This window comes from Ruegeria sp. CF8, assembly GCF_056537285.1.
The window spans coordinates 32,387-45,028 of sequence record NZ_JBQFRG010000011.1; the positions used below are offsets into that span (position 1 = coordinate 32,387).

The following is a 12,642-nucleotide window of genomic DNA, read 5'->3' on the forward strand; positions in this document are numbered from 1 at the left end:
GCCAGACACCTTGACTCTTGGCGCATTGCGCGCGACAGACGCCCATGATTTCTGGGACACGGACAAAGGTGCGATCCGGGCGGCTTATCCGTGCGGTGCAAGGGTTAATGGCATGAGTGGCGTACAGATGATTACAGTCGCTGAAGGGGATGGGGACCAGCGCGTTGACCGCTGGCTGCGCCGTCTGTTTCCGCATGTCAGTCAGGGCCGCATTGAAAAGATGTGCCGCAAGGGCGAACTGCGTGTGGATGGCAGCCGTGCCAAAGCCTCGACCCGGTTGGAGGCAGGGCAGGTGGTGCGTGTGCCGCCGCTACCCGACGCCGATCACAAACCGGTTGAGGTCAAGCATCGTATCTCGGATGCGGATGCCAAGATGATCCAGTCCTGCGTGATTTACCGCGACGATCACATTATGGCGCTCAACAAGCCGCAGGGCCTGCCGGTTCAGGGTGGCAGCGGGCAGACCCGCCATGTCGACAGCTTGTCCGAGGCGTTGCGGTTCGGCTATGAGGAGAACCCGCGTCTGGTCCACCGCCTGGACAAAGATACGTCAGGTGTCCTGCTGCTGGCCCGCACGCGTGAGGCCGCCAAGGGCCTGACGGCCGCTTTCCGCCATCGCGACACACGCAAGATCTATTGGGCGCTGGTGGCCGGTGTTCCGACGCCCTACCTAGGAGAGATCAAAACGGGTCTTGTCAAAGCACCCGGTCACGGCAAGCACGGTGAAGGTGAAAAGATGATCCCCGTGCATATGAACGAGATTGACAGCACACCGGGCGCTAAACGCGCGCATACGCATTACGCGACTCTCTACCGTGTAGCCGGCCGTGCTGCATGGGTTGCAATGGAGCCGATCACCGGACGTACACATCAGCTGCGGGCCCACATGGCGGCCATCGGGCATCCGATTATCGGCGACGGAAAATATGGTGGCTCGGGCCAGGAAAACCTTGGCGACGGCTGGGGCGCGCAGCTGGGTGGGATCATCAGCAAAAAGCTGCATCTGCATGCGCGACGTCTGTCCTTTCAGCATCCGGTGACTCGCAAGCCAGTTGTTTTGGAAGCACCTTTGCCCGAACATATGAAACACAGCTGGGATACGTTTGGCTGGACCGAAGACTTAGCGGCTGAAGATCCGTTTGAGGAGCTGCAATGAGCGCACCCTTGCGGCTGGTTCTGTTTGATGTCGACGGCACGCTGGTCGACAGTCAGGGCAGTATCGTCCACTCCATGACAACAAGCTTTCAGGCAGCCTCGGTGCCGGTGCCTGCTCGCGACGAGATCCTGTCGATTGTTGGTCTGTCCTTGCCGCATGCCATTGCGCGGCTGGCACCGGATCAATCGTCCTCGACCCAGGGTGATCTGGTCGAAGGGTACAAACAGGCGTATCACGCACATCGGCTGGACCTGGGTGCGGCCAGTTCGCCGCTTTATCCCGGCGCGCGTGAGGCGATTGAAGCGTTGCATGCAGTACCCGAAGTGCTTTTGGGCGTCGCCACCGGAAATTCGCAGCGCGGTCTTGATGCGCTAATCGAGGCGCACGGGCTGGAGGCTTATTTTGTAACGCGTCAGGTTGCAGATCATCATCCGTCCAAGCCACATCCGTCGATGGTGCAGACCGCGTTGTCGGAAACCGGTGTTGATCCGGATTGTGCTGTGATGATCGGCGACACAAGCTTTGACATGAATATGGCCGCCGCAGCAGGCGTGCGAGGAATAGGAGTGACCTGGGGGTACCATGACCGCTCGGCATTGACCTCAGCCGCATGTATAATCGAGACGTTTGACCAGTTGCCCACGGCGCTGGATGGAATATGGAACTAGGATATGAGCGACTGGAAACCAAAACGCTTTTGGAAAGAAAGTGCCGTTGTTGAAACTGATGGCGGGTTTGCGGTTGAATTGGATGGTCGGCGCGTCAAAACGCCTGCCAAGGAAGGGTTGATCCTTCCAACCCGTGCCATGGCTGACGCCGTCGCGGCTGAATGGGACGCGCAGGAAAAAGAGGTTGATCCTGCATCAATGCCGTTCACCCGGTCTGCCAATGCTGCAATCGACAAAGTGCGTATCCAGCACGCCGAGGTGGCCGACATGCTTGCCGATTACGGCGATTCCGATCTGCTGTGTTACCGGGCGACGCATCCGCAAGAGCTACAAAACCGCCAAAGCGCCGAATGGGACCCTGCCCTTGATTGGGCCGCAGCAACCTTGTCGGCGCGTCTGATGCCGGTCGCCGGGGTGCTGCACAAACCGCAAGCTGACCCTGCATTGTCGGCACTAAGAAGGCGCGTTCATGCGTTGGATTCGTTTCAACTGGCAGCTTTCCACGACCTGGTCAGCTTGTCAGGGTCGTTGATTCTTGGGTTTGCCGCCGCCATGGATTGGCGCGAACCGGACGAGATATGGCGCATTTCGCGACTGGACGAAACGTGGCAGATTGAACAATGGGGCCATGATGACGAGGCCCACGCGGTCGCCGAAACCAAAAGGACAGCGTTTTTGCACGCAAAACGCTTCTTCGATATGTCGGTTTGAGCCTTAATTCCTGATAATTGGGCAAATGTTAAAAGACCTTGGTGCATGAACCATCGATTTCGATGATCGGCCCCTTGACGTTTGTTTATGAATACGCCCAAACTCAGTCCCACTAAAGGGGAGACGCCTTTGGGGTAACCTTTCCGGCATCCACTTGCCGGGCAGAGCCGCCTCGTAAGAGGTGGAAAATCAGGAAGAGGTAAAAATGAAAAAATCCGTAATCTTGGGCGCGGCAACGATTGCCGGTCTTGCAGCTGGCGCAGCCGCGGCAGGGACCGTTGACGACGTTAAAGCGCGCGGCAAGCTGAACTGTGGTGTGACCACCGGTCTGGTTGGCTTTGCTGCACCCGACGCAAATGGTGAATGGCAAGGCTTTGACGTATCGCTGTGCCGTGCCGTTGCTGCTGCTGTTCTGGGCGATGCAAACGCTGTTGAGTTTGTTCCCACCACCGGTAAGACGCGCTTTACCGCGCTGGCTTCGGGCGAAATCGACATGCTGGCCCGTAACACGACTTGGACCTTCAGCCGCGACGTCGACCTGAAGTTCGAATTCACCGGCGTAAACTACTATGACGGTCAGGGCTTCATGGTTCCCAAGGCGCTGGGCGTAAGCTCCGCCAAGGAACTGGATGGCGCAACCGTCTGCATCCAGACCGGCACCACAACCGAGCTGAACCTGGCGGACTTCTTCCGCTCGAACAACATCAGCTATGAGCCGGTTCCAATCGAAACCAACGCCGAAGCTCAGCAGCAATATCTGGCGGGCTCATGTGACGTTTACACCACTGACGCATCGGGTCTGGCTGCAACGCGCGCCACATTCGAAAACCCCGATGAGCACGTTCTGCTGCCCGAGATCATCTCAAAAGAGCCTCTGGGCCCGCTGGTTCGTCATGGCGACCACGAGTGGGGTGACGTTGTGCGCTGGACTCTGAACGCTCTTATCACGGCAGAAGAACTGGGTGTAACCTCGGCCAACATCGACGAGCTGAGCGCTGGCACAGAGAACCCGGAAATCAACCGCCTGCTGGGTACCGAAGGTACTCTGGGTGAAATGCTGGGTCTGGACGCTGACTGGGCCGCCAAAGCCATCAAAGCAGGTGGCAACTATGGTGAAGTATTCGCCAAAAACATCGGTGAAGAGACACCGATTGGTCTGGCACGCGGTTTGAACGCACAGTGGACCGAAGGCGGCCTGCTGTACTCGCCGCCGTTCCGCTAAAACCTAAGGAGAAGGGCGCAGGGTAACCTGCGCCCTCTTCACATCAAAGAGCTGCGGGAACATGCAGAGCGGGGACAAACCCGCCAAGACAAAAAAACCGCACGCTACGGGGATTTCAAAATATGTCGACTATGACTGATCCACCGAAAGCTGACTTTCGGTTGTCCATGCTCATTAACGACACCCGCTATCGCTCCCTGACGTTTCAGGTGATCGCGGCGATCGTTATTGCGCTTTCCATCTGGTATCTCGGAAACAACCTGATCCAGAACCTTCGGGCCGCAGGGCTCAACATCTCTTACTCGTTTTTGGGCGACCCTTCCGGGTATGACATCAACCAGCGTCTGATTGAATATGACAGCCAGTCCAGTCATGGACGTGCGGCTGTTGTTGGTATTCTCAACACGTTGTTGGTGGCCTTTCTGGCGTGTATAACCGCCACGGTGTTCGGAGTGATCGCGGGTGTTCTGCGGCTTTCGAACAACTGGTTGGTTTCGAAGCTGATGGCGGTCTATGTCGAGATCTTCCGGAACATTCCGGTTCTGATCTGGATCATCATAATCTTCACCGTCATGACGGCTGTGCTGCCCGCGCCACGGGCGTTCCGCGGCGATGACGCCACATCCAGCATGTTGTTCGATGCCTTCGCCTTTACCAACCGGGGTGTTTACATTCCCCGCCCCGAGTTCACAAACGGGTTGTTTGGTGCAACCATATTGAATTGGTTGCTGGTGATCGTTGTTTTGATCGGGTCATGGTTCGCTTCGCGTGAGATTGAAAAACGTGCAACGCTGAAACAGGAAGAGACCGGCGAGCGCCCGAAGACCTTGTTAGTCAAGTTGGCTGTTTGGCTGGTGCCTTTTGCTGCGTTGATGTTCATCATGGGGCTTACCTGGGATATTCCCGCTTTGAAAGGCTTCAACTTCAGTGGTGGCATCAAGGTTGGCGGCCCGCTGATTGCGTTGTGGTTTGCTCTGTCGATCTACACCGGCGCATTTATCGCAGAGAACGTGCGCGCGGGTATTCAGGCGATTAGCAAGGGCCAAACCGAGGCTGCGGCTGCGTTGGGCCTGCGCCCAGGGCGGATTATGAACCTCGTTATTCTTCCGCAGGCGCTGCGGGTCATCATTCCGCCGCTGATCTCGCAATATCTGAACATCACCAAGAACTCGTCGCTGGCAATTGCCGTCGGTTATGCGGATATCACTGCGACCCTCGGCGGCATCACGCTGAACCAGACCGGTCGTGCGATCGAATGCGTTCTGCTGCTGATGCTGTTCTATCTCACAGCCTCGTTGCTGATTTCGATGGCGATGAACATCTACAACGCCTCCGTTAAGTTGAAGGAGCGCTGAGCCATGAGTGATCAAACAACAAACCCGATCGCCTTTGTGGCCGAAGGCACTATCCCGCCTTCGCCCCCACCGGCAAATGAAGTTGGAGTAGTCAAATGGCTGCGCGAGAACCTGTTCTCGGGCGTGACAAACACCATCTTGACCTTCTTGTCGCTGATCCTGATCTATTTGATCCTTCAGAACACACTGCCGTGGATTCTGAACGGGGTGTGGAACGCCAACTCTCTGGCGGAATGCCGAGAGATACTGGCGGGCAAGACGGGTGCCTGTTTTGCGGTTCTGACCGAACGCTGGCCTCAGCTCATCTATGGCTTCAAATACCCTGCCGACGCTTACTGGAGACCGAACCTGGCCTTTGTGCTGATGCTGGTCGCCCTTGCGCCGGTGCTGTTCTTTGACCTGCCACGCAAGATGCTGCTGTTCACTGCGGTCTACCCGTTTGTGGCCTTCTGGCTGATCTGGGGGGGCACGATCCTGGTTCCTCTGGTTGCGCTGGTTGGTTTCATTGCAGCAGGTGCCGTGTTCCAGAAACTGGGCAACAACAGCTTTGCTGCTGGTTTCTTTGGGGCCATCGTAACAGCACTGTTCATCTGGAACGTCGGCGGAGCCCTGATCCCGGAAGGTGCATCAGAGAATGCCTGGCTCACAGCTGTCCCCAGCCGTGATCTGGGTGGCTTCATGCTGAACATGATGCTGGGTGTGACCTGTGTGTCGCTGTCGGTGCCGCTGGGTATCGCGTTGGCCTTGGGTCGTCAGTCGAACATGCCGCTGATCAAGTGGGTCTGCGTTATCTTCATCGAATTCATCCGTGGCGTGCCTTTGATCACGCTGCTGTTCGTGGCTTCGGTGATGCTGGCGTATTTCTTCCCACCTGACAGCACGGTCGACCTGTTCCTGCGCGTTGTGATCATGATCACCATGTTCTCAGCCGCCTATATCGCCGAGGTGATCCGCGGCGGTCTGGCAGCGCTTCCGCGTGGACAGTACGAAGCAGCAGACAGTCTGGGTCTGGATTACCCGCAAGCGATGCGGCTGATCATCCTGCCGCAGGCTCTGAAGATCTCGATCCCCGGTATCGTGAACGTGGCCGTGGGCCTGTTCAAAGACACCACACTGGTTTCGGTCATCTCGATGTTCGATCTGGTGGGTATGATCCGGGGTCCCATCCTGGCGTCGACCGAATGGAACGGCGTCTATTGGGAGCTTCTGGGCTTTGCCGCGCTTCTGTTCTTCGTCGTCTGTTACGGCATCTCTCAATATTCTCAGTGGCTCGAGCGTCGCCTTGCCACAGATCATCGTTAAGGAGTTCAACACATGTCTGAACTTGCAGTAGAACGCGAAATCGATCGCTCCAAAATGCAGGTGAGCGACGAGGTCGCCATCGAAATCAACAGCATGAACAAGTGGTATGGCTCATTCCACGTGCTGCGCGACATCAATCTGACCGTCAATCAGGGCGAGCGGATTGTTATCGCGGGGCCGTCAGGATCGGGTAAGTCCACCCTGATCCGCTGTCTGAACGCGCTGGAAGAACACCAGCAAGGTACGATCGTGGTGGATGGGATTGAGCTGTCGAATGACCTGAAAAACATCGACAAAATTCGGTCCGAGGTTGGCATGGTGTTCCAGCACTTCAATCTTTTCCCGCACCTGACCATTCTGGAAAACTGCACGCTGGCTCCGATCTGGGTGCGCAAGACGCCCAAGAAAGAGGCTGAAGAGCGCGCGATGCATTTCCTGGAAAAGGTAAAAATCCCTGAACAGGCCGATAAATACCCCGGCCAGCTTTCGGGTGGTCAGCAGCAGCGTGTGGCGATTGCCCGCTCGCTCTGCATGATGCCGCGGATCATGTTGTTCGATGAACCGACATCGGCGCTGGACCCCGAGATGATCAAAGAGGTGCTCGATACCATGATCGAATTGGCCGAGGAAGGCATGACCATGCTGTGTGTGACCCACGAGATGGGCTTTGCCCGTCAGGTCGCCAACCGCGTGATCTTTATGGATGCCGGCCAGATCGTGGAACAGAACGAACCGGAAGAGTTCTTCAACAACCCGCAGAGCGAACGGACCAAGCTGTTCCTCAGCCAGATTCTGGGCCACTAAGCGATCTGAAACCAAAGCGAAGGCGGGGTATTGCCCCGCCTTTTTCTATTCCAGCAACTCGCGCGGAAAGGCGAAGCCAAGAACTTCTCCGCTGTGCCATTGAAGTTCGGCCCAACTCCCAATGTCAAATTCCATGACGGTTGTCGCGCAGGTCGGGTAATCCTGAAACCGTGGATGTGTCGGAGCGTCCCGAACCAGTTGATGGGCAAACTGGGCAATCCCCGGATTGTGTCCCAGCATCAAGACCGTCTGACCCTTCGCATCAAACAACTGGCGCAACATCTGATCGGGACCCGCCAGGTAAAGCGCGTCCTGAAAACGGATATGCTCAGCTGTCATCCCCATCCTGCTCCAGGTTTCACGGGTTCGGGCCGAGGTCGAACTGAGCACTTCATCCGGTATCCATCCATGAGCGCGCAGCCATTCTGCTATCGCGGGGGCTGACTTGCGCCCGCGCTTATTCAGCGGTCGCGCATGGTCATCCAGCATCGGGTTGTCCCAACTGGATTTGGCGTGGCGTGTCAGGATCAATGTGCGGGTCATGACGGGTGGAACGACCTCATGTGATGGGCCGACTGTTCTGATGTACGCCCCGCGCCCGCGCTAAAAGGGCAGGCGAGCCGGGCAAGACATCCGCCGGTCATGCAGGTCTGCCCTTGGGACGTATTCAAATGGCTGTGGCAGGCAGAGACATCATAGAACTCTTGCGCGTTCAGGGCACCGACGGGGCAGGCTCGCGTACAGGGCGCGTCGCAGGTGGCGCAAGGGGATTGCCCGGGTGCGTTCGGGATATTGAATTCGTCGGCGAAATGCAGTGCACCGCGATACGAAATCATCATGCCAACGGTATCGTGCACCAACGCGCCCACCGGGCTGCTGAATGTCCGTCCCGATTTCAGGGCCCAGTCGATGAAAGGGGCATAAGGTGGCCCGCCAAAAGGGAAATAGACTTCGGCACCAAGTTTCTGGGCTATTCCGCCAATCACTCTGGTCGACCAACGGTCAACCGGGTCAGGGGCACCCCACTCGGGGGATGCCTTCAAGACTGGCCAAAAGTCCCCTCCGGCCCCCAGAAGGACCAGCGTGCCCGTATCAAGCTGTTTGGCGTCTGTCTTACGTGGATGCAGAGCCCCCATGACAATCAGCCCCTTACGACGAGCGGCCGCAGAGACGCGGTCATAGGTTACCGCGATTGGATCAGAGGAAGGCTGCGCAAGATTGGTCATATCTCTTCCTCTCTTATTCGGATCAGTCCGGGCGTATCAGAGATCCGGCTCCGTGTTCCGTGAACAGCTCAAGCAAGACGGCATTTGGTGCACGCCCGTCCAGGATCACCACGGCTCGAACACCGCTGTGCAGCGCGTCCAGGGCTGTCTCGGTCTTGGGGATCATGCCACCTGCGATCGTGCCTTCAAGGGTCATCTCGCGTATCTGTCCGGCCTTCAGTTCGGTCACAACATCTCCGGCGGCGTTCTTGACGCCCGAGACATCGGTCAGCAGCAGCAGCCGGTCTGCCTTTAGGGCCGAGGCAATTGCACCCGCCGCTGTATCGCCATTGACGTTGAACGTTTCGCCATTGCGACCTGCGCCCAACGGAGCAATTACCGGAATAACGTCATGTGAGAACAGGTCTTGCAGGATTTTGGGATTCATCGCGGCAGGGGTGCCCACAAACCCCAGTGATGCGTCGGTTTGGTCACAAACCATTAGGTTTGCATCCTTACCAGACAGGCCAACTGCCGAGCCGCCCTGATCGTTGATCGCCTGGACAATGCGTTTGTTCACAAGACCGGACAAAACCATCTCGACCACTTCAACGGTTGCGGTATCGGTCACACGCTTACCGTTCACAAACTCGGACTGGATATCCAGCTTGTCCAGCATAGAGTTGATCATCGGACCGCCACCATGAACGACCACTGGATTGACCCCAACCTGACGCATCAGAACCACGTCGCGGGCAAAGCTTTCCATCGCCTCATCGCTGCCCATCGCGTGACCGCCCAGCTTGATGACGACAATGGCCCCGTCGTAGCGCTGCAGGTAGGGCAGAGCGCTGTTGAGTGTAGCTGCGGTGGCGATCCAGTCCCGGTTCATGTCTCGTGTCTTCATGGCTGTCTGTCCTCTGAAACACCGTGTTAGGGCCTTTGAAGGACGGTGCCAAGGGTGAAGCTATTCGAGATGCGCAATGATGGACCGCAGGGTTGCGATACCGTCGCCTTTTTCGGAAGACGTCAGTACAATTTCCGGGAACGCTGCAGGGTGCTTGGACAGGGCTGCGCGTGTTTGGTCCAGCACTTTTTCACGGTCCTTGACCTTGACCTTGTCCGACTTGGTCAGGACGCATTGAAATGTCACGGCGCTGGTGTCCAGCAGCTTCATGATCTCGGCATCAACCGGCTTCACGCCGTGGCGCGCATCAATCAGCACAAAGGCGCGACGCAAGGTCTGGCGACCACTGAGATACTGTTTCAGCAGCTTTTGCCACTTCTCCACCACTTTCAGCGGGGCGTTGGCGTATCCATAGCCGGGCAGGTCAACCAGATAAAGCTCGGGGCCTTGCGTGAAAAAGTTTATCTCTTGCGTGCGCCCGGGCGTGTTTGAGGCGCGGGCCAAACCCTTGGTACCGGTCAGCGCGTTTATCAGGCTGGATTTGCCGACATTCGACCGGCCTGCAAAACAGACTTCCAACCGATCAGGGGCGGGCAGGCCGTTCATGGCGACCACGCCTTTGACAAACTCAGAAGGGCCCGCGAACAGCTTGCGCCCGCGTTCCTTGGAAAGGTCATCGGGCTCTTCTGCCAGTGGAAACGGAAGCGAAGTCATAGCACGCATACCTCATCATTCAGGCGGATTTCACCGCCCTGAATCACTTCGGCATAAACACCGAAATCCTGATGGCCCCAATTGCTCAGCGCACCCAGGGTATCCGCGTCTCGCGTGCCTGTGTCAGGGTTGGCGGTGGTGGCCATGCAGCGGGTGATGCGTTCGTGGATACGGAACACGGCCTGCCCAATGCGGATGTCGCGACCCAACCAGTCAAACTCTTCCCACAAGGGCAGACCGTTAAACCAGATGTTCCCGCGCCAGCGGACGGTGGACAGCGACTGTTCAAGCTTTTGCTCGACCGCGCGGTGGGATGCCATATTGCACAGGCTGATGGATGGGAAATCGCTATCTGTCATGCCACGTCCTGGAACCCGGACAATTCGGGCGGATGCTGCGCGGTCTGCTGGCATCAACGGCTTCACCCAATCCAGAAAAACCTCTTGTTCGGTATCCGGCTCAAACTGCAGATCAGGCCGGTTGGGGTGGCGGAGAGTCACTTGCTCTCCGTGCAACTCGGCCGAGATCGCCGCCAACTCGGGTGCTTTTGCGACGCGGCTAAAATTTGAACACGGGGCCCAGTCGGTTCCATCTGTTTTGGTCGCTTCATGAGCAACCGCCCAAACGCGATCCCCGGGCATGGTCTGCCCGGGGATGACTGTGACTTGGTTCAGAGCTTCGCGCCCGTGGCTTTTGATCGGGTGACGCCAGAGGCCTGAGACTGACCCGTTCATTTGTTGTCCGTTTTCGGCGTCTTCTTGAAGCCGGATTTGATGTTTCCGAACACGTCCGGGGTATAGCCCTGACTGCGCATGATCAGATATTGCTGCGTGAACGTAATCGTGTTGTTCGCAATCCAGTAGACAACCAGACCGCTTGCAAACCCGCCCAGCATGAACATGAAGACCCACGGCATCCATGCAAAGATCATAGCTTGTGTCGCGTCGGTTGGTGCCGGGTTCAGCTTTTGTTGCAGCCACATCGAGATACCCAGCAACAGCGGCAGAATACCGATAAAGATCAGTGCCATGAAACTTTCGGGCGCAGGTGCGGCCCAAGGCAGCCAGCCAAAGAAGTTGTAGATCGAGGTTGGATCCGGTGCGCTCAGGTCCTGGAACGGTCCGAACCAGGGTGCCTGGCGCAGTTCGATCGTGACAAAGATCACCTTATACAGCGAGAAGAAGATCGGGATCTGCAACAGGATCGGCAAACAGCCCGCTGCCGGGTTCACCTTTTCCTTCTTGTACAGTTCCATCATGCCTTGCTGCATCTTCTGGCGGTCGTCGCCGGCGGCCTCTTTCAGGGCCTCCATCTGCGGCTGCAATTCCTTCATCTTCGCCATCGAGACGTAGGATTTGAACGCCAGCGGGAACAAGATCGCCTTGATGATCAGAGTCAGGCCGATGATCGACCAGCCCATGTTACCAATCAGCACGTTGATGTTGTGCAGCAGCCAGAAGATCGGTTTGGTCAGGAAGAAGAACCAGCCCCAATCGATGCTGTCGATAAATTTCTGCACGCCTTCTGACTGGTATTCCCGAATGGCCTCCCATTCTTTTGCACCGGCAAAAAGGCGTGTGGTGACCTGCTCGGTTGCACCCGGCGCAACGGTCAACGTCGGCAGAACTGTCTCTGTCTGATAGATCTTGCGGCGCGAGTCATATTTGGCTGCCGCTTTGAATGCCGAACCCGGGTCAGGGATCAGAGTGGTCATCCAGTAGTGATCGGTAAATCCGATCCAGCCGTTTTCCTTGACCTGGTATACCTCGGCCTGCGCGCGCTCGTTCGGATCGATGTCGAAATCACGAACGTCGCCATAGTCCACTTCTGTCAGGGTGCCGTCAGCCATGCCGATAACACCCTCGTGCAGAATGAAGAAGTTTTTCAGACCAGGCAGATCACCGTCCTCGCCGATGCCGTGGCGTGCCAGGATGCCATAAGGGGCCATTCCAACCTCGGCGTCGGTGGCGTTTTCGACCGACTGCGTAACGCTGAACATATAGTTCTCATCCACCGAAATGGTGCGGCGGAAGGTCAGACCGTTGCCATTGTCCCAAACAAGCGTCACAGGGCTGTCAACGCCAAGGGTCTCGCCCTGCTCAACGGACCAGATGGTGTTGGGGCCGGGAACGTCCGCGCCACTTAGGCCACCACCAGGGGCCCAGCCGTAAAGGGCATAATAAGCTGACTCGGTCCCCGCCGGCGACAGCAGTTCGACAATCGGAGAATCGTCAGCAAGAGAGACCTTGTAGTCTTTCAGAGACAGCTCATCGATGCGCCCACCAGCCAGTGACAGGCTGCCGGTCAGGCGCGGGGTGTCGATGTCGATCCGTGGCGCTTGGGCCTCGGGCTCTGCTTCGGTTGCAGCTGCTGTTGCTTCTCCTACAGTGCCCGCATCAGCAGCGCTTGGCGTCTGAACCTCATTGCCTTCGGCGCTGGCAATTTCCGCCTGCTCCGGTACGGGTGTTGGTTCCGGCGGAGGGAACAGCACAAACCAGACCAGGATCACGAGAAAGCTGAGCGCAGTTGCGAGGATGAGATTCTTGTTCTGATCGTCCATCGGGGACAGCCACCTTGAGCAGTGAAAGACACCCGCAG

13 protein-coding genes are annotated in these 12,642 nt (G+C 57.4%); 7 read left to right on the forward strand and 6 right to left on the reverse strand.

Features of this window, described 5'->3' with window-relative positions; genetic code table 11:
- Positions 1-112 precede the first annotated feature (112 nt).
- The 7 genes from ACR0EV_RS20360 (at position 113) to ACR0EV_RS20390 (ending at position 7,218) form a co-directional block, all read left to right on the forward strand.
- Positions 113-1,156 carry an RluA family pseudouridine synthase gene (locus tag ACR0EV_RS20360; protein WP_480801890.1) on the forward strand — a complete coding sequence of 348 codons (1,044 nt, stop codon included), beginning with the start codon at positions 113-115 and terminating at the stop codon, positions 1,154-1,156.
- Positions 1,153-1,824, forward strand: a complete 672-nt coding sequence (locus tag ACR0EV_RS20365; RefSeq protein ID WP_480801767.1) for an HAD-IA family hydrolase — start codon at positions 1,153-1,155, stop codon at positions 1,822-1,824. Before ACR0EV_RS20360 ends, ACR0EV_RS20365 begins: the two co-directional genes overlap by 4 nt.
- Positions 1,825-1,827: 3 nt before the next feature.
- Positions 1,828-2,535: an ATP12 family chaperone protein gene (locus ACR0EV_RS20370; RefSeq protein WP_480801768.1), complete on the forward strand. Its 708-nt coding sequence runs from the start codon at positions 1,828-1,830 to the stop codon at positions 2,533-2,535.
- 205 nt (positions 2,536-2,740) lie between these two features.
- A complete protein-coding gene (locus ACR0EV_RS20375; RefSeq protein ID WP_480801769.1) occupies positions 2,741-3,757 on the forward strand; it encodes an amino acid ABC transporter substrate-binding protein in 1,017 nt (338 codons plus the stop codon).
- A gap of 122 nt (positions 3,758-3,879) precedes the next feature.
- Positions 3,880-5,112 carry an amino acid ABC transporter permease gene (locus ACR0EV_RS20380; protein WP_480801770.1) on the forward strand — a complete coding sequence of 411 codons (1,233 nt, stop codon included), beginning with the start codon at positions 3,880-3,882 and terminating at the stop codon, positions 5,110-5,112.
- A 3-nt stretch (positions 5,113-5,115) separates the two neighbouring features.
- Complete coding sequence (locus ACR0EV_RS20385) at positions 5,116-6,414, forward strand: amino acid ABC transporter permease (protein ID WP_480801771.1); 1,299 nt, start codon at positions 5,116-5,118, stop codon at positions 6,412-6,414.
- 12 nt (positions 6,415-6,426) lie between these two features.
- Positions 6,427-7,218: an amino acid ABC transporter ATP-binding protein gene (locus ACR0EV_RS20390; RefSeq protein ID WP_480801772.1), complete on the forward strand. Its 792-nt coding sequence runs from the start codon at positions 6,427-6,429 to the stop codon at positions 7,216-7,218.
- A 45-nt stretch (positions 7,219-7,263) separates the two neighbouring features.
- Here the strand turns inward: ACR0EV_RS20390 and ACR0EV_RS20395 are convergent, their stop codons facing one another.
- The 6 genes from ACR0EV_RS20395 to yidC are packed head-to-tail and all read right to left on the reverse strand — an operon-like array spanning position 7,264 to position 12,604.
- Positions 7,264-7,761 carry a SixA phosphatase family protein gene (locus ACR0EV_RS20395; protein WP_480801773.1) on the reverse strand — a complete coding sequence of 166 codons (498 nt, stop codon included), beginning with the start codon at positions 7,759-7,761 and terminating at the stop codon, positions 7,264-7,266.
- Positions 7,758-8,444: a ferredoxin gene (locus ACR0EV_RS20400; RefSeq protein ID WP_480801774.1), complete on the reverse strand. Its 687-nt coding sequence runs from the start codon at positions 8,442-8,444 to the stop codon at positions 7,758-7,760. Before ACR0EV_RS20400 ends, ACR0EV_RS20395 begins: the two co-directional genes overlap by 4 nt.
- 22 nt (positions 8,445-8,466) lie before the next feature.
- Complete coding sequence (gene argB, locus ACR0EV_RS20405; RefSeq protein ID WP_480801775.1) at positions 8,467-9,330, reverse strand: acetylglutamate kinase; 864 nt, start codon at positions 9,328-9,330, stop codon at positions 8,467-8,469.
- A 60-nt stretch (positions 9,331-9,390) separates the two neighbouring features.
- Complete coding sequence (gene yihA, locus ACR0EV_RS20410; protein WP_480801776.1) at positions 9,391-10,044, reverse strand: ribosome biogenesis GTP-binding protein YihA/YsxC; 654 nt, start codon at positions 10,042-10,044, stop codon at positions 9,391-9,393.
- The gene (locus ACR0EV_RS20415; RefSeq protein WP_480801777.1) at positions 10,041-10,778 is read right to left on the reverse strand and encodes an MOSC domain-containing protein; all 738 of its coding nucleotides are present in this window, start codon (positions 10,776-10,778) and stop codon (positions 10,041-10,043) included. The genes yihA and ACR0EV_RS20415 overlap by 4 nt, the downstream gene beginning before the upstream one ends.
- A complete protein-coding gene (gene yidC / locus ACR0EV_RS20420) occupies positions 10,775-12,604 on the reverse strand; it encodes a membrane protein insertase YidC (RefSeq protein ID WP_480801778.1) in 1,830 nt (609 codons plus the stop codon). The genes ACR0EV_RS20415 and yidC overlap by 4 nt, the downstream gene beginning before the upstream one ends.
- Between the last annotated feature and the right edge of the window lie 38 nt (positions 12,605-12,642).